The organism is Saccharothrix sp. S26 (assembly GCF_021390395.1).
Taxonomy (GTDB): Bacteria; Actinomycetota; Actinomycetes; order Mycobacteriales; family Pseudonocardiaceae; genus Actinosynnema.
Genome location: NZ_JAJUWT010000001.1, coordinates 111,466 through 130,539, shown reverse-complemented (window position 1 = coordinate 130,539; position 19,074 = coordinate 111,466). Strand labels below are relative to the sequence as shown.

Genomic DNA, 19,074 nt, shown 5'->3' with positions numbered 1-19,074 from the left:
CAACCGCCGCGCGCGCCCCTACCCGCCCGCCGTCATGATGTGGAGGACGTCACCGCTGCACTGCCACAACGGTCAAGATCGTCGCGACACCGAGCAGTCCGCCACGCAGAACGGCTACCGCATCGAGAACGAAGCCACCTGCGTGACTCGACGGCGCCGCTCAGTAATGTTCGCGTATGTAGCCGAGTGCGCGCTCGAAGACGTCATTGTCACGGATCTTGAACTTGATGTAGAGCGTCTTGCGCAGGGCTTGCTGAACCTGACGATCGCCGTCGCGGGTGTTCTGCCAGCCGTCGAAGCGGACGGTGCGGATGACCTCGTCGACTTCGTTGACCACCTTCTCGACGATGATCGGAGTGTCGTCGTTCTTGAGGGACTCGAACAACTCGGTGAGCGAGGCCTTACCGCGTTCCTCCGGCAGCACCTCGGCAGACACCTTCTCCGCAGCGACGGTGTCACGGGCCAGTTCGAAGAGTTCTTTGAGGAATTCCAGGCTGGCCTGCTGGGCGTTCGCGTACTTCTCGCGGAGCGCGTTGAGTCGCTTGCCGAGTTCGATGAAGGTCGGGTTGCCGACGTGCTTCGAGATCCGGATGGTGATCCACTTCTCGACTTCGACCGGATCCACGTCCTTTCGCGTGCCGGTCATGAGGTCTTCGATGACGTGCGCATCGAGGACGATGGTGTCCAGGTCGGTCCGCGGTACTTCGACGGTGACGTGCTCGTTGATGAGCGCCAGGGTCTTGGCCCCGAGGGTGTGCCAGACCAACCGGCCGGCGACGTCGCTCGGGCGGACCGATTCGTAGACGTCGGTGAGCCACCGGTAGTCGGCTTCGTGCTCACGCAGGATCGGATCCGGGCTGAGCGTCTCCCACAGTTGTGCCACAACGCTGTAGGCCGCAGCGAACGCGTCCTTGGCCTCGTCGCCCGCGATGGCGGTCTGGGCTTGGATGAGCCCCTCGTAGCCGCCCGCCGTGCGGTCGACACCGGGGAAGAACGCCAGCGCCGCCTGGATCGCCGGTGCCAACTGCCCGCGGAGTACGGCGATGTTGCTGATGACCTGCTGCACGCTTTTGTCGTCGAACGCGAATGCCTTGGCGACGTCGTCGAAGATGCCGAGGTAATCGACGATCAGGCCGTGCGTCTTGAGCGGCGGGTAGACCCGGTTGGTACGGGTGATCGCTTGGAGCAGGTTGTGTTCCTTGAGTGGCTTGTCGAGGTACTGCGCATACAGGATGGGCGCGTCGAAGCCGGTGAGCAGTTTGGCCGTGACGATGATGATTTTGAGCGGATCAGCCGGGTCGTTGAAGCGGGCGGTGATCCGTTCAAGCTCTTCGCGGTCCGGGGTGTGCTTCTCCTTCCACTCCTGCGGATCACGCGCGTCGCGGCTCATTACCACTATCGAGGCGTCCGGGCCGAGCAGGGCATCCAGCTCTGCCTTATACGCGACGCAGGTGGGCTTGTCGTAGACGACGACCTGGGCTTTGAGTCCCTGCGGCTCGACCTTGGTCCGGAAGTGTTCGGCGATGTCGGCGGCGATCTCGCGCACCCGCTCAGGCGTCTTGATCAACGCCTCGATCGAGGCGGCATTCCTGGACAGCTTGATCTTGTCGGCTTCGGAGAGCTGGTGTTGTGCGGTCAGCTCCTCGAAGGCCGTGTTGATCCCGTCTTCGTCGAGGTGGATGTCCGACAGACGTGGCTCGAAGTGCAGCGGTAGGGTCGCGCCGTCGCGGATGGCGTCCTGGAAGGTGTAGCGCGACAGGTAGCCGCCCTCGTCATCCTCTGAGCCGAACCACAGGAAGGTGTTGCGGTCACGGCGGTTGACCGGTGTGCCGGTCAAGCCGAACAGAAACGCGTTCGGCAGCGCGGTGCGCATCTTGCGGCCGAAGTCGCCCTCCTGGGAGCGGTGTGCCTCATCGACCATCAGAATGATGTTGCTTCGGTCGTCGAGCACACCGGGCGCCTCGCCGAACTTGTGCACCGTCGTGATGATCACCTTGCGGGCACCGGAGCCGAGTAACTCTTGCAGCTCCTTGCGGCTGTCGGTGGAGACCAGGTTCGGCACGTCCGAAGCGTTGAACGTCGCGGTGATCTGGGTGTCGAGGTCGATGCGGTCGACCACGATCAGTACGGTCGGGTTGGACAGCCCGGCGGTGGCACGCAGTTTCTGGGCGGTGAACACCATCAGCAGCGACTTGCCCGAGCCCTGGAAGTGCCAGATCAGACCCTGTTTGACCCGGCCGTGCAGCACTCGCTCGACGATGGCGTTCGTAGCCTGGAGCTGCTGGAACCGGGCAATGATCTTGATCTTCCGGTGGTTCTTGTCGGTGGCGAATAACGTGAAGAACCGCAGGAAGTCCAGCACCGCCGGTGCGGTGAGGACACCTTCGACGGCCTCCCGCACCGATGCCAGACCAACCCGCACCGGCGCAGAACCTTCGCCCTCCTCACGCCACGGCCCCCACAGCTCGACCGGCATGCCGACCGAGCCGTAACGGAAATCCTTGCCCTCGGTCGCGAAGTTCAGCACGTTCGGCACGAAGAACGCCGGAACGTTGACTTCGTAGTCCTCGTTGATCTGCGCCGCCGCGTCGATCCAGGTGTAGGCCGGTCGTACCGGCGACTTCGCTTCACCCACCACCAGAGGAAAGCCGTTGCACCACAGCACCAGGTCGAACCGCCGCTCCACCCGGCCGACCCCGTAGGTGACCTCAGTGGACACGATCCAATGGTTTGCGCTCGGATCGGCACCGTTCTCGAAATCGATTAAGCGCACAGTCGTGTGCGCGCCATCCGGCCCGAACGGCATGGACTTCTGGCCGGTCAGCCAGGCAGCAAACTCCTCGTTCGCGACCACGGGGTTCGGCGAATGCCGCGCTGAGACGATCACCGCCTGAAGCTTGTGGATCACTTCGTCCGCCAACCGCGGGTCGGCCGCGATCTCCGGGTTCATCCGGATGAGGGCTGCCCTGACCTGGGCCTCCAGCATCACCTCATCGGTCCGTCTCGGTAACGCGCTCCCCGGCACGAACTGGAGATCGACCGACGCGACGAGGTCGCGCACGAAATCCCGCACGGTGTTGGCCTCGTTGAAGGTCATGCCGCGTCCTCGAAGATCTTGGTCAAGAGACCACTCTTCAGCGCGCCGATCTCCGCAACGGTCTTCTCCGTCGAGCCAAGAGCAGTGTCAAAGCTGGAGACCTTCTCAAGGAGGTGCTCCTGTTGGTCCATCGAGGCAAGAGGAAACAGCATCGTCGCCAACGACCTCCGGTTGATCTTGACCATGCTCGTGGCACTTCCTGCCGCCGTCCGTCGCATGTGCGCCCGGCCGTGCGAACTCGATAGGACCGCCGCAACGAACTCCGGACGAACGTCCTCCACAAGGTGGACCCGCATCATCGTGTCGGGGAAGGAGACGTCATCGCGCTCCTCATCGAAGATGCCGACCCGCCCTACGGCGTCGATCGTGTTCGCGCGAGAAATCAGCAAATCGCCGTGGACAAGGCGGGCAGACCGGAGTTCCGTGCTGTCGAGGACGTTCTTGAACTGCCCAGGCCGGTAGCCATCTGGCCCCAGCGCCGCAAGTGACAGGACGTAGTGGCCGGTGTGCTCATCAACCGGCGGCGCGGACCATCCGCTCTCAGGTGCGCGGGCCCACATCTTGGCGAACGGCACCGTCGCCTGACCCAACAGGCGGGTGACGGCTTCTGAGAGCCACGCCGATCGCGCCGCGGAGATCGCCGCGCGTTCAGCCGTCACTGCTGAGCGGTGCGATTCAACGGACCAGAGGAGGGCGGCCAGACGTTTCTGTTCGTCAAGGGGCGGGAGGTCGAACTCGTACTTCGCGAGGTCACGCCAATTCGTCCGGGGTGACAGCGAGCCGGCCGAGGTTCCGACGGCGTGGTGGTAGAAGCCGTCGCTCTGCACGAGGAATGGCAGGAACTCAGGCAGGAGTTTGTCCTCGTCAGCCTGGAACACCAGGATGTCCCCGGAGGTGATCGCGCTGAACTCGGCGTACGCGGCCTTGCGCTGGTAGGCACGACGCTTGCCGAAGAGCGTCTGGCGAGGCTCCACACGGCGGGTGAAAGTGGCATTGTCGTCGATGCTGCCCCATCGGGTGATCTTGAGCTCACCTGGATCGAGGTGCTCCATCGCGACGATGCGCTCGATGCCCACGACTTCGGGATCGTTCACGGAGACGTTGACGTTCGCGGCGACATCACCGAGCGACACCCGCTTCCACGTCGTCTTGTCGAGGTGGAGGCTCACGACGCCACCTCCTGGCGCAGGAGGGAAAGAACGTCTGCGATGGCCGCGTCCGCCACGGCCGCTGACGCGCGCCATGCCTCGACTGCATGGTCCACACTGAGGATCTCGCCGCCCGCAGGAGCAGTCGAGTTCGTCACATACAGCGGAATCGCCAGGTTGTAGCCCTTGTCCGCGATCTGGTCGAGGCTTGCGACAGCGGAGAAGCCATCGTCCTCGTCGAAGTCCTCGTACACTTTAAGGATTTTCTGCTGGTGTCGCTCACGCAGAAATGACTGCGCCTGCTCGCGAGCGACCTCGTTGACGGCGTTGATGAACAACACCTTGCCGCGCTGGCCGGCCGGTTTGTCGGCTCGGAGCGTGATGACGACGGCTTCCATCGGCGAGTTGTAGAACAAGCCGGCGCCCAGGCCGAGCACGGCTTCGAGCAGGTCGGATTTCACCAACTCTGCGCGTAGCACCGCCTCCTCGCGCCGGAACAGGACACCGTGCGGGAAGAGGATCGCTGCTCGGCCGGTCTCCGGATCGAGGCTCTTGGCGATGTGTTGGAAGAATGCGTAGTCGGCACGACCCTGGGGTGGGGCTCCCCACATGTTCCGGCCGTAGGCGTCCTTGACGAAGGCCGCGCGGTTCCAGGACTTGATCGAATAGGGAGGGTTGGCGAGGACCACGTCGAAGGTGCGCAGCTCGCCGCGTCGGTTGAGGAAGGCGGGCCTGGCCAAGGTGTCGCCGTGGGCGATGTGGCCGTCGGCGATGCCGTGCAGGAACAGGTTCATCCGGGCGATGGCTGACGTGCCGTAGTTCAGCTCTTGACCGTAGAGCTTGAGGTTGCGCCACTCTTTGCCCTGGCGACGGAGCTCGGCAACGGTGGAGATGAGCATGCCACCCGTGCCGCAGGTCGGGTCGTAGACGCTCTCGCCGGGCTGAGGCTTGAGCATCATCGTCATCAGGTGCACGAGGGTGCGGTTGGTGTAGAACTCCTGGGCGGTGTGGCCGGAGTCGTCCGCGAACTTCTTGATCAGGTACTCGTAGCCCTGACCGAGTTCGTCCTCCGGCAGGTTCGCCACGGAGAGTGTCTTGGTGGAGAAGTGCTCGACCAGGTCGTTGAGGGTCGCATCGGGCAGCAGGTTCTTGTTGCCCCAGTCGCCATCGCCGAACACGCCGGGCAGGGTGTCCGGGTTCGCCTTCTCGATGGCGCGCATCGCGGCGAGGATCGCGGTGCCGACGTTCCGGGTGACTGCGCGGATGTCGTCCCAGTGGGCTCCGTCAGGGATGGCGAAGCGGTGGTTCTCCGGGAGGTCGGCGAGCTCCTCATCGTCGTAGATCTTGAGGGCTGCGGCGTGTTCTTCGTCGTAGACGTCGGACAGTCGCTTGAGGAACACCAGAGGAAAGATGAACTGCTTGTAGTCCCCGGCATCGATCAGACCGCGCAGGAGCACGGCCGCGCCCCACAGGTACGACTCCAACTCGCGCTGGGTGATGCGCTCGGTCGTGGTCATGCCGACATCCCCCACTTCGCCAGCTCGATCTCCAACACCGCAAGAGTCTCGCGGGCGGCGGCATGGGCGGACTCCAAGTCGGCCAACGCCTGTTCCACGGTGATCCGCTCGCCGGTGTCGACCCGCTCGACGTAGAGCGGGATGTTGAGGTTGTAGCCGTTGGCGTCGATCTCGGTGAGCGAGGCTACAGCGGCAAGCCCTGGTTCGTCGTCGAACGACCGGTAGGCCTTCAGCAGGGTTTCGGCGTGCTCCGGCTCGAGGGTGTTCTGGTTGCGTCCTCGTTTGAACAGCTTCTCGCCGTTGATGAACAGCACCTTGCCCCGACGATCGTCGTCCTTCCGCTTGCGCAGGATCAGCACCGATGCGGCAAGCCCCGTTCCGTAGAACAGGTTGGGTGCAAGACCGATGACCGCCTCGATCAGGTCGGCCTTGAGCACGTGTTCACGGATACGTCCCTCGGCGCCCTGGCGGAACAGCGCGCCTTGCGGCAGAACGACCGCGATCCGTCCGCTTCGGGGCAGTGCCGAGGTGACCATGTGCTGCACCCACGCCCAGTCGGCGTACCCCTTCGGCGGAACGCCGCCGAGTTCGTTGCGTCCCCACCGGTCGGACGCCCAGGCGTCCTCCCCCCACTTCTTCAGCGAGAACGGCGGGTTGGCGATCACGCAGTCGAAGCGGGCAAGGCGCGGCCCGTCGAAAAAGGCCGGTGAACGCAGCGTGTCATCCCGTGCGATCTGGAAATCCTCGACGCCGTGCAACAGCAGGTTCATCCGGGCGATCGCCGAAGTCGCGAGCACCTTCTCCTGACCGTAGAGCCGGCCCCACAGGGTTTGCGGCCTGCCGCCGGCGGCTTTCACGTGCTCGATGACCTCGATCAGCATGCCGCCCGTGCCGCAGGCCGGGTCGTACACCGTCTCGCCCTCCTGCGGGTCGAGGATGTTCACGAGCAGGGACACGACCGAGCGAGGGGTGTAGTACTCGCCAGCCTTCTTGTTCGACTGGTCGGCGAACCGTTTGATCAAGTACTCGTACGCCTGGCCGAACACGTCCGGTGCGACTGATGCGCTGGAGAGGCTCTTGCTGGAGAAGTGCTCGACGAGGTCCCGCAGCTTGGCGTCCGGCAGCTTTTCCTTGTTGGTCCACGCGGCATTGCCGAAAATGCCGTATAGCACATCGGGGTTGGCCTTTTCGATCGCGCGGAACGCGGTTACCAGTGCCTGCCCGATGTTTTCCGTTCGGGCGCGGATATCGTCCCACAGGCTGCCCTGTGGAATGCGGAAACGGTGGTTCTCGGTGAATGAGGCGTATTCGTGGTCCCCGTCGGACTCGGCGAGCGCGGACTCATACTCCTCGACGTAAACGTCGCTGATCCGCTTGAAGAACATCAACGGGAAGATGTAAGCCTTGAAGTCGGCCTGATCGATGCTCCCCCGCAGCAGGTCGGCGGCCCGAGCGAGATACTGCTCCAGCTCGGTGAGACTCATCGGCAGGGGCAACGCCTCACCCCTGCCGGCACCAACACGGACTACCACGATGCGGCACCGCTCCTCAACTCCGCGCGAAAGGCGTGCCCAGCTGTCGAGCAACGCCGACGGCGACCAGCGCCGCGCCCGCCAAGGGTAGTAGACGCGCTGACACAGCGAACTTCCCGCGCATGCGAGAGTTTTCGATCATCCGCTCCTCGGCGAAGATCGCAAGGCGGCGGAATCGAGCCCGTCCAACGAACGCACGACCCCACCCGTGTCAGAGCCGAGCTCCGCGGCCTCCGGACGGGATGACGTGCCCCAGCTGGAGCAGGGCCTTGCGGAACTTCAGCTCCTGGTCCGGCCGCACGGCGAGGTGGCGGTCACCGATCGGACGGCACAGCCCGCGCAAGGCGCGGTCACGGGTGATCAACGCGGCGAGCGCGGGATCGGCGCACTCGATCACGCGGAGGTGACCGAGATCCGTCAGCTGCGAGCTCCGCCGCTCGACGTCCGCGACCAGCACCCGCAACCCGTCGGGCAGGTCGTGCTCGGTCCGCTCGGCGACGAAGTCGACGAACTCTCCGAGGTCGCGGCCGTTGTCCAGCGCCACGAGCAGGCCGGCCGCCGACACCGTCCAGACGCGGTCGGCGGTCTGCTCGGCGTGGGCGGACAGGACGAGCCGGTCCGCGACGCCGATGTCGCCCATCGCAACGATGTCGAGGTTGGGCAGCACCTTCAGCGGCCTGGTCCGAGCGGTCTTGGGCTCAGCCGGTTGGTACGTGTCGGCCAAACCGAGTGCGTAAGCGCCCAACGCGGTGAGCCTGACCGCCACGAGCCCGTCGTAGCGGCTCAACGCGTCCAGGTCGTCACCGCCCCAGTTGTCGACGTAGTCCTCGCGCGCACCGCGCGGGTCGACGTAGTCGAGGTCGATCAACCCGGGGGTGCCCGCGTACTCGAACAACACGGCCGGCGTGTAGCGACCTTCGAGCAGTTCCCAGTCGTGGTGGCCGTCGTAGCCGAGGCTGCCGTACTCCGGGTCGACGAGGTAGAGCTTCCACAACGCCGTCTCCGTGCGGGCGATGGTGGGACTCAGGTTGCCCCGCCGCATCGAGGCGAACAGGAAGTCCACGTCGACCCACTTGTCCGGTGGGCAGGTCGCCAACGCCGCAGCAACCACCTGCCGCCGCGTCTTGGCCGAGGTGAGCACGTTGCGGGCCTGCTGCCCCTTGATGTGCTCGACCCGACTGGACTCATCGATCACCGCGTGGGTGAGCCAACGCCGCCACAGCACCCGGATGACCTCCACGGACGGATTGCCCAGCGCCGCACGGCCCTTCGGGGTCAACCGGAGGCGGGTGCCGTCAAGCGAAGCGAGGCCACCGGCCTGGAGCAGCAACGGCCAAGCGAACGCCGCAATGGGCTCCTCAGCGTAAAAATCGCCGCGCACCAAATGCGCGCCGACAGTGCGCACGGTCGCAGCCAACGGACGCCCGGTCTTGTCACTGCACCTCAGCTCCCCTGCCGCGCACAGCTCGAGCACGGCGCGCAGGTTGGCCAGCGCCTCCTCCTCAGTGAACCGCACCTGCTCCGGCGAGTGGTCCACCGCGTTCACGTACCCCTCTTCATCGAAGTCGATCATGAGGTTCCCACATTTGCCGACCGGACTCGCACGAGGCTCGACAACCACGAGCACCGCTCACCATCGTGGAACCAGTCCGCAGCGGGCTTGCTGTTCCTATGCTGCCGTTACGACATGTCCGGAGGTGCGTGAGTGGTCACGGGTGACGATGGTTGAGCGATCACGTCCAGTCGACACGTCCGAGCGGCTGGATGGCCCGGCCTCCCGAGCCGATCCTTCGCGGGCCTTACCGAGGGCCGTCGACCTGGTCAGAGCACTCATCGGGGTCGACATCCGGACCGTGTCCGGCAAGTCGAACACCATCCTGGCCGTGCGAGGCGACAACGTCATCGTGAGCACGGAACGATCGCCACAGGGCGAACCCGTCCCGGTGAGCGCCGTGCAGAAGGGTCTGAACCTGCTCGCCACCCAGGGCTCGGTACGGGTAACCCCCGGGAAACTGGGTTATCGAAGTTCGTTCGTGGGCGCCGTCCTGGCGGTTCTACCCGGAGCGCGGTTCACCGGCAGACCTACCGTGGTGGTGCTCGACGAACCGCCGACCACCGACCACCACAACGGCCGGGTGGACTCGACCGCCCAGGTGAAGATCAGGCTGGAACAGGGTCGATTACGCAGCCTGCTCGTCGGCGGCCGGACATCCGCGCGGTGCGCCCTGTGCGGCGATCTGTTCCCACCGGACTTCCTCGTCGCCGCCCACATCAAGAAGCGGGCCGCGTGCAGTGATGACGAACGCCGTGACCTCGACAACGTAGCGATGCTGGCCTGCACGTTCGGCTGCGACGCGCTCTACGAATCCGGCTGGATCACCGTCGACGACAACGGGTACGTACGGACACGACCACCGGACGAAGTCCCGCAAGGCGGCATGCGCGACCGTCTCAGCCACTTGAGGGGGCGCCCCTGCACTGCCTACACACCTTCATCGGCACCCTACTTCGAGTGGCACCGCAGGACGATCTTCGAGGCTGTTTGACGGTCTGTATCGCAAGCAGATCTCGGCGATCCTCGCCTCACTCGGAACGCGGCCGGGCCTGGAACTCGTCATCCCACGCATCGATCGCCGTCACCAGGTCAGGCGGTGCACCGAACTCGACCACGATCCGCTCGGCAGAGCAGTTGTCGGCGATCGCCTCTCCTGCAACGCAGACCCGGAATGGGAAGCACCCCACTCCGGTGCCACGCGGATCGAGGTCAGTCGGTCCATTGGCCATCCTTCAGCTTTTGACCCGGTCCAGACCCGCCTCCGTCCCCCGCTTCTCTCGCCGATGCCTGCGCCCGCGACAGAACCTCCTCCTCGGCCAACGCCGTGGGTGGGTGGTGGCTCAGGCATATCGGCACCTGGACCTTCGACAGCCCGGTTCCCTCGGTGGCGCCGTAGAACTGACCGGCGGGCAGGCGGGAGACGTCGTCGATGCGGCCGCCCTTGGCCCGCGCTAGGTCGCTTGCCGCCTGGATCTGGACGGGTGCGTTGAGCAGGCCGAAGAACTGGGTCGCCGCGTTGCCCGAAACCACGTTGTGCAGCGCCTTGGGGGCTTGTGTCGCGTAGACCATGCCCAGCCCGTACTTGCGCGCCTGGGACGCCAGGGTCAGCGTGCTCTGGGTGGAGGCGGTCGTGGTGCGCGAGGACACGAACGTCTGCGCCTCGTCCAGCACGAAGAGCCCACCGAGCGGGCGGTCTCTGGCGGGGTTGCGCTTGATCCACGAGAACAGGGCGAGCTGGAGCTGGTTGACGAAAGTCTGCCGCTGGTCGTCGTTGGGCAGGCCGATGCAACTGATCACCGACACCCTGGCCCGCTTGCCGGCCGGAGGGGTGAGCAGCACGCCGGGGTCGAGCCGTTCCCCCGCCCCGCCGAACACCGGATCGTTGATCATCTCGGCGTTGAGGCCGTCGGCCATGTCGGCGGCGAGGCGCGGGGCGTCCCGCACCGTGCTGACCCCGGGGGGCAGGTCGGCCAGGAACGCCAGGAAGTCCACCAGCTCACCGCCCCCGCCGCGGACGAAGTGCGTCAGGGCCTGGGTGAGGACCGCTCGGCCGGTGCTGGCCTTGCGCCCACCGAGGTTGATGCGAGGCACCAATCCGGCCACGGCCGCGTCGATCGCGGTGCGGAACTCGTCCGGGTCGTCGGGTTCGCGGTCGAAGCCGGGCAGCGGGTCGAGGGTGAGCGGCCTACCGGCCTCGCGCCGGGGCGTCCAGACCACCACGTCGGTGTCGCGCAGGTAGCGGTCGGCGCGCTCGGCGTCGCCGGGTTCCCAGAGAGCGGGCGGGGAGGGCCACGGATCGCCCAGCCGGGCGAGGTCGTTGTTGGTGTCGATGAGGATCGAGGAGACCCCTTGCAGTGCGACCTCCTCGACCAGGCGGCGCAGCAGCACGGTCTTGCCCGAGCCGCTGCCGGCGAAAACGACGGTGTGCTTGCGCAGCAGGGCGAGCGGGACGGTGAACGGCGTGCCGGTCACAACGCCGGTGCCCAGGCGCACGCTTGGCTCGTCGATGGCGGGTTCCGGTGCTGTCACGGTGGGGTCCTCCGGCGCGTCAGTCACCTCCTCCGACGAGGTGGCGGGCTGGTCGGCGGTGACGTCGGACAGCGTGCCGCTGACCCCCGGCCACTCCGGCGCCGGGTCCGGGTCGTCGTGACGGACCTGCGGCACGGACGTTGTCGCGAAGTGGTCGAGGTCGGCCAGCGCTCTCGTCAGCAGCTGCGAGGAGGTCGCGGGGCGGCGGCTGAGCAGCCACGGCAGGAATCCCGACGGTGACTGGTCGCGCATCTTCTCCAGGGCGGTGAACAGACGCAGGTCGCTTTCGGCGATCGGCAGGGCCAGGCCCCCGTCGGCGCGGAACGCCTCCAGCGCCGACGTGGTGGCGGGCCCGCCGGAGAAGGCCGTGTTGCGCAGCACGACCAGGTGGCGCTTGTCGTCGCCCCGGCGGAGTTCCGCTTCCAACTGGGCGGACTTGAGCCGCGCCAGCACGGCACGGGGGTGGGTGTGGGCGATGGCGCGGAAGCTCCAGTGGACCTCGCCCTCCCCGGCCTCGTCGACCGTGAGGCGCAGCCGGGCGTGCAGGGGCGGGTTGCCGCCGCGTGAGGCGTCGACGGTCAGCGGCGGGCCGTCGGCGCCTCGTTCGAGCACGAAGCAGTGCAGCGCGGCACCGAGCAGGGCCTGCATGCGCTCGTCCTCCCGCTGATGGTCCAGGGGAGCGAGGATGTCGGCGGTGTCGCGCAAACGGGCGAACAGGGCGTCGAGCTCGTCCGCTTCCCGTGGCCCCGCGGTCGGCCGGCCTGCGGGCTCGGCCGTGGCGGCGGTGAAGTCCCGCAGCTCCTCGACGGTGTCGTGGATGAGGCACCAGCGGATGTGCTCGTCCACGCGTTGCAGGAGCCGTCGAGGCGTCCAGTGGGCCACGTCCCGCCCGGCGAACGCCGACGGGTGGACGGGCCAGGTGGCGTGCGGCGGCGTGAAGCCGATCTCACCGTAGAGACCGGCCAGGTGCCGCTCCACGATGGCGCCGGCCACGGCCGCGTTGGGCATGGCGGTGCGCAGGTCGAGCACGCGGAACCTGTCGGCCGCGGAGTTGACGGCGTGGTGCTCGATGAGGTCCCACGAGCGCGGCAGGCAGGCCACCACCACGATGGTGCGCCTGGTCTCCTCACGCACCCGCATGAGCCCGTCGGCCAGGCGGTCGACCAGGGCTTCCTCCCCCGGCGAGTCCGCGGCCTGGGTGATGACGCTGTCGACCTGGTCGACGGCCATGACGACCGGACCGACCAGGGCGAAGATCTTGGACAGGTCGCCGAGCAGCAGCTGCGGCGACCGGGACGCAGTGCGGAACCCCCACTCCACCCGGTCGGCGGCCTCCACGCCCTCGGGCAGGACGAGGTAGGCGTTGCCCGCTTCCCACGCCTTGCCTTTCGCGCGGTACAGGACCAATGCCCGCAGGGTGTCCTGGCACTCGACGGCGACCTGCGCGTCGAGGGAACGCAGGCCGTCGAGCAGCGCCTCGACGTCCTGCCTGCGCACCGGAAGGGTGCCGGTGAGGCGCATGCCCGTTTCCCGGTCCTGGCCGGTGAGGCGGGCGAGTTCACCGAGCAGTCGGCCCAGCTGCCCGCCTTGGCGGTCGAGCAGGCCACCGACCACGCCGTGCACCGCACCCTCCCAGAACGAGTGGCGGTCCAGGAGCTTGAGCAGGAAGAACGACCCGCCCCGCGCCTGCACGTGCTGCCTGAGCCAGCCGAGCATGTGCGTCTTGCCCACGCCGCGTTCACCCCGCAGCACGATGCCCATGGGGCTGGCCTGCGGACGTCGTCCGGCCGCTGCGACGGCCTGGCTGATGCCGTCGACCGCATGCGCGTGCAAACCGTCGACGTGGTGGTGCATGGGACTCCAGATGTCGTCCGGTGTCACCGCCCAGCCGAACTGCACCGACGACAGCGCGTTCCGCTGCTCCTCGTTCACCCGGCCGCCTCGATCGCCAGTGTGTGGCGAGGGCTGCCGCCGAGCACCAACGCGGCCTGCCTGTCCTGCTCGGTGAGGTATTTCTGGTCGGCTTCGGCCCTCAGGTGGACGTCGGGGCGGTCCGCCAGGGCCGTCAGCGCCCGGTCGAGCCGATCGGTCGGCACGTCGTCGAGGTGTTCGCGCAGCACGCGGAGGGGCACCGAGTCGCCGGGACGCGGAGCCAGCACCCGGTAGGCGGTTTCGACCCGGTGACCCAGGTCCGGGGTGAAGAGCCCGCCGAGGGTGCCACCGGTGACCTCCAAGTGGCGTCGCAGACCGGCCAGCAGCACGTAGAGGGCTCCACCGGCGTAGCCGGCCCGGGCAGGCCGCGGGGCGGACAGCTCGGCCTGGCACCGCACGGCGCCTTCATCGGTGAGGTCGTGCACGTAGGCGCGGCCGACTTTGGTGCTGATCACCAGCCCGAGATCGTTGAGGTGGCGGCGGCAATCGCCGTCGAGGGTGAAGCCGGCCAGTTCCCGCAGTTCGGCGTTGGTCAACTCGCGGGCCTCCGCCATCAGCACGAGCAGTGCGGCGCGCTCGCGCATGGTCAGCCGTTCCTCGGGCATCCCGTTTCCGTTCCCGCGGTCATCCGCGTCCTCGATCGACGACGGTGAAGCCGCCCGGCTCCACCACGATGCCTTGCTTGGCGCCGGTGCTCTCGACGTCGCCCTCCGCTCGGACGGTGAGTCCGGCGGTGTGCGCCTCGACGGCAAGGAGGTAGGTCTGTCGGTCGTCGACCCGCACGCGGACGGCACGTTCCCGACCGGTTGGTCGCCCGTCGAGCGTGAAAGGCCCCCGGATCGTAACCACACGGCGTGGACCGTCCAGGGCCAAACGCGTCACCCGGCCCTGGACGGCGCCCCGGGCCGCGGCCGGAACGGCTTTCTCCCGACGTGCGCGGACGTTCGCGCCGAAGTTCCGGGGAAAGCGCAGGGAGGTGTCCCGCCGATCGGCGGGTAACGCGGCGGCCCAGTGGAAGACGAGGTCGAACGGCGACCCGCGATGCTCACCAGCGAGGTCCGCCAGAGCCGAGGAAACGTCGTCCACGAGGTGGTCGACCGTTCGCGGATCGGCGGCCAGGGCTGCGTTCGACGTGCGCAGCAAGCGCATCGTGGTCGCGCGGCCGAACCGCGGCGCGGCATCATGGTGGACGGGGATGAACAGGTCGAAACCGAAGCCCTCGTCCGCGGTGGACAAGGAGGTCCGCTCAACCAGTCGACCAGGTGTCCGGGCATCGGTGTCGGGCAGGTCGTCAGCCACCGCGCGGGCACAGGTGGCGACCAGGTCCCTCACAGCCCGCACCGCCCGCAGACCCGCGCCGAGGGGAACCGTGGCGAACTCGGGCAGGGTGACGCGGTAGGACACCACGTCGGACTCCGGCAGCACCATGTCCCGGGCCACGGAACGTGGAGCGCGCCCCTCGGCGTCTGCGACGCAGACGAGCAGGTCGCGCAACCGCGCCCGCGCGTCGGCGGTGTCGTCGCCCGGCGGCACCAGGACGTCGAACTCGTCGCGGGTCCAGATCTCGGCACCGCGCCAGTGCCCGGTGATACCCCACCCCTTGGCCGTGAGGTAGTCGACGACCTGGTCGACGCGCGGGAAGGTCGTCACGTGGCCGCCGGCAGGAGCGCGCTGCGGGTGACGAGGTCACGCAGGCTGCTCGCCGTGAGGACGTTGCCCAAGGGCACTTCGACCTTGGTGCGTCGACGACGGTCGGGGGCCTCGATCGGGAGGCGGTCCCGCAGGGACACGTAGTAGCCGATGTGGCGCAACAGCAAGCCGGAGGTGCTGAGGTCGGCGTAGAGATCCGCGCGCGGCGGCACGTGGACGACGAACAGGTAGCGCGGGACGAGGAACCCCTCGCCCGCCAGCTTGGTGAACTGCCTCTCGTCCAGCCCTCGGAAGTCGATCACACCGTGCCGCGGGTTCACCGTGGAGACGGTCTTGATCTGCACGTCGATCCGGGGCGAGAACCCACGCGGAGTACGACCCGGCATCTTGATACAAAGGTCGACCCCGTCGAGGTCGACGTCGTCCTCGGACCAGACGAGGCCCGCGCTGGAAGCGAGCACCCGGATGTAGTCGGCGCCGAACTTCCCCTGGTGGTTGCGCGCGTCGAGCACGGTTCACCTTTCGAGTGAGTCGTGTTCTGAACGGACTGCCGTCGTACTGTACGCGCCGGCCCCGATCGGGCGACGCTCGATTGGAGCGGGCGCTTCCCATCAGGCAATCCCGAAACATTCCTCCGCAATTTTGCGGACCGGTTGCTGGAGGGAGAAGTCTTCGACGGACTGGGCCGAAGTCGCCCGCACGACATGCCACCCCACCAGGAGTCGGCCCGAAAGCCGTGATGGTGACGCGGGCCCTCGGCCACCGTCCACCACTCGGCGCTACCCTCACGTCACCCCGGCCGCGCCGGAAGGACTCGACCGCGTGGAACGCCTCCAACCCGAGGGGACGACGAGTGGCGAAGCCCAAGGCGCGCGTGACCGGCCGGTGGCGGATCGTGGAGATGGACCAGTGGGACCAGGACGCCATCGACCTCATCGAGCCCGGATTCATCGAATTCACTCGAGACGGCACCGGCGAGTTCGGCTTCATAGCCGTCCGCGGCGAGATGGACTGCCGCTGGAGCGAACGCGACGGCCGGCCCTTCACCGAGTTCACCTGGGAGGGTAACGACGAGATGGACCAGGCCAGCGGGCGCGGCTGGGCCGTCCTCGCCGAGGACGACACGCTCATCGGGCACCTGTTCTTCCACCTCGGAGAGGACTCCGGCTTCCGCGCGACACCGTTCCCCGGGACCGGAGTGCAAGGCGGGCGTTGAACGAGTGCCGGCACTACGAGTTCGTCGCCCTGGACCAGCCGCTCGACGCGAAGGCGCAGGCCGAGGTCCGCGCCCTGTCCACCCGCGCGCGGATCGCCGCCACCTGTTCCGTCAACGAGTACGAGTGCGGTGACTTCCGCGGCAACCCGAACTGACGGGTGGAACACCACCACGACGCCCACCTCCACCTCGCCAACCGGGGAACCCGACGCCTCCTGCTGCGCCTACCGCGCACCCTGCTCGACCCGGACGCGGTCAAGCCTTATCTCCTCGACGAGCAGGTCGAAGCCTGGACAACGAACACACCTCGTCCTCGACCTGCACAACCACGACGAGACCGGCGACTGGGACTACGAATCGCAGGAAGCACTGTCCGCCGAAAACCTCACGACCGCGTCCGCCTTTCCGCAGCGGAATTCGGCCCGATCCGATGAGGGCCGTGAAGCTCGTCGAGCAACTCTGCGCCCGCTTCGAGGTCGAGCCCGTCCTCCGAATCCAGGGCAGCGCCTCCTCCACCGACCACGGCTGCGTAGCCCGCCGAGTCGACCCGTCACGCCGCAGTCACACCCCGGACGCACGAACCGCACCACATCAACGAACTGCACCCAACACCTGCCAATACATGCCAACTGCGGCGAAGTGCAGCCAACAAGCCTGAGCCGCACTCTGACAGTGCTGTTCCAAAGCGCCCTGACCAGCACAAATAAAGAACCAGCACGTCAGTCGGCGCAGTTCATCGCCGTTCGAAGCCGTCGCACGTCGTTCAGCTCTTGCGTCTGCTCCAGATTTGCTCCACACACCGCAGTGTGAACAGAGGCAACAGGTGCCGGCCTCAACCGCCGAACACGCGCCCCCCACGCGCGGTGCGGAACTCAGTTCGCACACGCAGCGCCGCGGCCAACCGCTCGGCCATCCGCTCACCGCGCTCGTGCCACGCCGCCGTGGTCGCCTCGTCGGGGAAGCCCGAGCTCTCCGGGTCGCTGCGGTTGTACACGGCCTGGAACTCGTCGTCCCACGCGTCGATCGCCTTCACCAAGTCCGCAGGTGCACCGAACTCCGCCACGAGTCGCTCGGCAGAGCAGTTGTCGGCGATCACCTCGTCCGCAGTACGGACCCAGAAGGGGAAGCACTCCCACTCCGGCGCCACTCGGACCGAGATCAGTCGGCTCATTCTCCCCACCCTCGGTAGTTCGGATCCGCCTCCGCACGCGGGTCATGTCGCGCGTCCTTGAACGGTGTGGTCGCACTGCGGATGTTCGCGCCGACGATGAAGCCGTTGTCGCCCACCGACACCGTGATGTAGTGCGTCCGGCCACCGTACTGGACCTCGAAAATCGGTCGTCCGGGCGGCTTGCCCTGACAGTAGCCCGTGTACTTGCCTTCGGTGGCAGCTCGGTGCACCACCTCGGCGATCTCGTCCTCAGGGATCCCTGCGGCGGTGAACTCGTCCTTGTGCTTCATCACGTGCGCAAGGCCGGACTCCTTGTTGGTACGAGGATTGACCCCTCCCTCCTCCAGGAAGACGATCTTCCCGTTGGGGTCCCTGCCGATTTCGACGACCATGTCCGGGGATATCTTCACGCCGTTATCCTGAGCTTCGGCGATGAGTTCCTGCTTCTCCTGCTCCCGACGCTGCCGCTCGACCTCGCGCGGATCCTCGTGCTGCGGATCCGGGTCCTTCCGACGAAGCCTGTCGACCAACTCCTTGAGCTTGCGCCAGGCCATGCGCAGCACCTCGGCGAGCCCGTCGAGCCGTTTGGCCACGTTGGAAATGGTCTTGAACAGCTTGCGCACCACGTCCGCGATCTTGGCGGCGTACTTGGCGACCAAGCTGGTGGCCTGCATCGCCACCACCGGCGCCGCGGCACCACCCGTGACAAGAAGTTCCAGCCCCCAGACCACGAGCCTGCCGACCGCGTCCGCGATCAGGTCTCGCACGAACTCCCGCACCGCCGCCACGACCTCACCCATGATTGTGACCACGGCCCCCACACCGCTGCACACCCTCGACGCACCACGCAGCGCGTCGACCACTCCTCCGGCACGCGCCCGATACGCGTCACCCGCAGCACCGCGCCACCCGGCAGTGCGATCATGCGACGTGGTCTCCAGATCCCCGGCCGCCCGCTCGACCCCTTCGCTGATGTTCTGCCAGGTCTGCGCATAGGCACGGATGACCGGCGGTGTCCCGGCCAGGTCGTTCAACATGTCCTGCAACGGCTGAACGTGCTCGATCAACCACCCGACCCCGTAGGACGCCAGCGTGCCCACCGGGTCCATGTAAACACCGAGCGCTTCAAGCCCTGCACCGACGATCCCCAGGCCCGCCTCGACCCAATCCCCGTTGTTGATCCCATCCAACGCGGCCTGCCCCGCCTCCAACAGACCGATCCCGGTGATCGCGGTGGTGTCGTCCTCCGGTTTCGCGACGAACGGGTTGTTCACCCGTCCCCCAACCGGCCGAACCGGTCGACGTTGTCTGACTCGACCTGTTCGTAGAGCGTCGTGGATCTACGTAGAGTGCGGTCAGGAGGGTGTTCAGTTCTGTCGTCACAAACGGATTTTGAACACCCTTCGTCCGTCGCGGGCCACCGCCCCAGACTTACGCATTACTCGTCTAGCCTCGTTCGATACGGTCCTCGCCGACGTCTGTATTGAGGTCGCGAAATTTCCCCCTCGTTGTCTGCCAGCCAACACCTGACGTCGAACGGTTCGTCGGGACCATCGAACACGAAGCCACCGACCTCCTGCTCAGCCCAGGACGACCAGACCGACCGCTCGCACAGCCGGGCCACGCCTCACATACGGCGCCGACCAGTCAGGCGGCCTGATCAACGCATACGAACCCACAGCCGCCCGACCTGAAGGTCAGCCTCGTGACCGAATCCTGACACCCCG

The 19,074-nt window shown here is 67.0% G+C and carries 14 protein-coding genes; 3 read left to right on the top strand and 11 right to left on the bottom strand.

Annotated elements, in window-relative coordinates:
- Nucleotides 1-160 precede the first annotated feature (160 nt).
- From LZG04_RS00555 to LZG04_RS00535, 5 genes are all read right to left on the bottom strand, one after another.
- A complete protein-coding gene (locus LZG04_RS00555; protein WP_233812253.1) occupies nucleotides 161-3,097 on the bottom strand; it encodes a type I restriction endonuclease subunit R in 2,937 nt (978 codons plus the stop codon).
- Nucleotides 3,094-4,266: a restriction endonuclease subunit S gene (locus LZG04_RS00550; RefSeq protein ID WP_233812252.1), complete on the bottom strand. Its 1,173-nt coding sequence runs from the start codon at nucleotides 4,264-4,266 to the stop codon at nucleotides 3,094-3,096. Before LZG04_RS00550 ends, LZG04_RS00555 begins: the two co-directional genes overlap by 4 nt.
- Nucleotides 4,263-5,762, bottom strand: a complete 1,500-nt coding sequence (locus LZG04_RS00545; RefSeq protein ID WP_233812251.1) for a class I SAM-dependent DNA methyltransferase — start codon at nucleotides 5,760-5,762, stop codon at nucleotides 4,263-4,265. The genes LZG04_RS00550 and LZG04_RS00545 overlap by 4 nt, the downstream gene beginning before the upstream one ends.
- Nucleotides 5,759-7,258 carry a class I SAM-dependent DNA methyltransferase gene (locus tag LZG04_RS00540; protein ID WP_233812250.1) on the bottom strand — a complete coding sequence of 500 codons (1,500 nt, stop codon included), beginning with the start codon at nucleotides 7,256-7,258 and terminating at the stop codon, nucleotides 5,759-5,761. Before LZG04_RS00540 ends, LZG04_RS00545 begins: the two co-directional genes overlap by 4 nt.
- Before the next feature lie 247 nt (nucleotides 7,259-7,505).
- Complete coding sequence (locus LZG04_RS00535) at nucleotides 7,506-8,867, bottom strand: helicase-associated domain-containing protein (protein ID WP_233812249.1); 1,362 nt, start codon at nucleotides 8,865-8,867, stop codon at nucleotides 7,506-7,508.
- Nucleotides 8,868-9,147: 280 nt separating this feature from the next.
- On the opposite strand from LZG04_RS00535, the gene LZG04_RS00530 reads away from it, so the two are divergent.
- Nucleotides 9,148-9,840: a hypothetical protein gene (locus LZG04_RS00530; protein ID WP_233812248.1), complete on the top strand. Its 693-nt coding sequence runs from the start codon at nucleotides 9,148-9,150 to the stop codon at nucleotides 9,838-9,840.
- A 218-nt stretch (nucleotides 9,841-10,058) separates the two neighbouring features.
- Here LZG04_RS00530 and LZG04_RS00525 read toward each other — a convergent pair whose 3' ends face one another.
- The 4 genes from LZG04_RS00525 to LZG04_RS00510 all read right to left on the bottom strand — a co-directional run bounded on the left by LZG04_RS00525 (nucleotide 10,059) and on the right by LZG04_RS00510 (nucleotide 15,472).
- Nucleotides 10,059-13,310 (bottom strand): helicase HerA domain-containing protein, encoded by a 3,252-nt coding sequence (locus tag LZG04_RS00525; protein WP_233812247.1) that lies wholly within the window; start codon nucleotides 13,308-13,310, stop codon nucleotides 10,059-10,061.
- Nucleotides 13,307-13,915, bottom strand: coding sequence for a hypothetical protein (locus LZG04_RS00520; protein ID WP_233812246.1), 609 nt, complete (start codon nucleotides 13,913-13,915; stop codon nucleotides 13,307-13,309). Before LZG04_RS00520 ends, LZG04_RS00525 begins: the two co-directional genes overlap by 4 nt.
- Before the next feature lie 19 nt (nucleotides 13,916-13,934).
- Nucleotides 13,935-14,843: a hypothetical protein gene (locus LZG04_RS00515; RefSeq protein WP_233812245.1), complete on the bottom strand. Its 909-nt coding sequence runs from the start codon at nucleotides 14,841-14,843 to the stop codon at nucleotides 13,935-13,937.
- Between the two features lie 113 nt (nucleotides 14,844-14,956).
- Nucleotides 14,957-15,472: a DUF4365 domain-containing protein gene (locus LZG04_RS00510; protein ID WP_233812244.1), complete on the bottom strand. Its 516-nt coding sequence runs from the start codon at nucleotides 15,470-15,472 to the stop codon at nucleotides 14,957-14,959.
- 341 nt (nucleotides 15,473-15,813) lie between these two features.
- Here LZG04_RS00510 and LZG04_RS00505 point away from each other — a divergent pair, with 341 nt between their 5' ends.
- Nucleotides 15,814-16,176 (top strand): hypothetical protein, encoded by a 363-nt coding sequence (locus tag LZG04_RS00505; protein WP_233812243.1) that lies wholly within the window; start codon nucleotides 15,814-15,816, stop codon nucleotides 16,174-16,176.
- The gene (locus LZG04_RS00500) at nucleotides 16,173-16,331 is read left to right on the top strand and encodes a hypothetical protein (protein ID WP_233812242.1); all 159 of its coding nucleotides are present in this window, start codon (nucleotides 16,173-16,175) and stop codon (nucleotides 16,329-16,331) included. Before LZG04_RS00505 ends, LZG04_RS00500 begins: the two co-directional genes overlap by 4 nt.
- Nucleotides 16,332-17,008: 677 nt before the next feature.
- On the opposite strand, the gene LZG04_RS00495 is transcribed toward LZG04_RS00500, so the two are convergent.
- The gene (locus LZG04_RS00495; RefSeq protein ID WP_233812241.1) at nucleotides 17,009-17,347 is read right to left on the bottom strand and encodes a hypothetical protein; all 339 of its coding nucleotides are present in this window, start codon (nucleotides 17,345-17,347) and stop codon (nucleotides 17,009-17,011) included.
- Nucleotides 17,344-18,621 carry a WXG100 family type VII secretion target gene (locus tag LZG04_RS00490; protein ID WP_233812240.1) on the bottom strand — a complete coding sequence of 426 codons (1,278 nt, stop codon included), beginning with the start codon at nucleotides 18,619-18,621 and terminating at the stop codon, nucleotides 17,344-17,346. The genes LZG04_RS00495 and LZG04_RS00490 overlap by 4 nt, the downstream gene beginning before the upstream one ends.
- Nucleotides 18,622-19,074: the final 453 nt, after the last annotated feature.

Bases quoted from the DNA above. Each gene is read 5' to 3' on its own strand.
- LZG04_RS00555 (WP_233812253.1), bottom strand. From the start codon at position 3,097: ATGACCTTCAACGAGGCCAACACCGTGCGGGATTTCGTGCGCGACCTC.
- LZG04_RS00545 (WP_233812251.1), bottom strand. From the start codon at position 5,762: ATGACCACGACCGAGCGCATCACCCAGCGCGAGTTGGAGTCGTACCTG.
- LZG04_RS00535 (WP_233812249.1), bottom strand. From the start codon at position 8,867: ATGATCGACTTCGATGAAGAGGGGTACGTGAACGCGGTGGACCACTCG.
- LZG04_RS00520 (WP_233812246.1), bottom strand. From the start codon at position 13,915: ATGCCCGAGGAACGGCTGACCATGCGCGAGCGCGCCGCACTGCTCGTG.
- LZG04_RS00495 (WP_233812241.1), bottom strand. From the start codon at position 17,347: ATGAGCCGACTGATCTCGGTCCGAGTGGCGCCGGAGTGGGAGTGCTTC.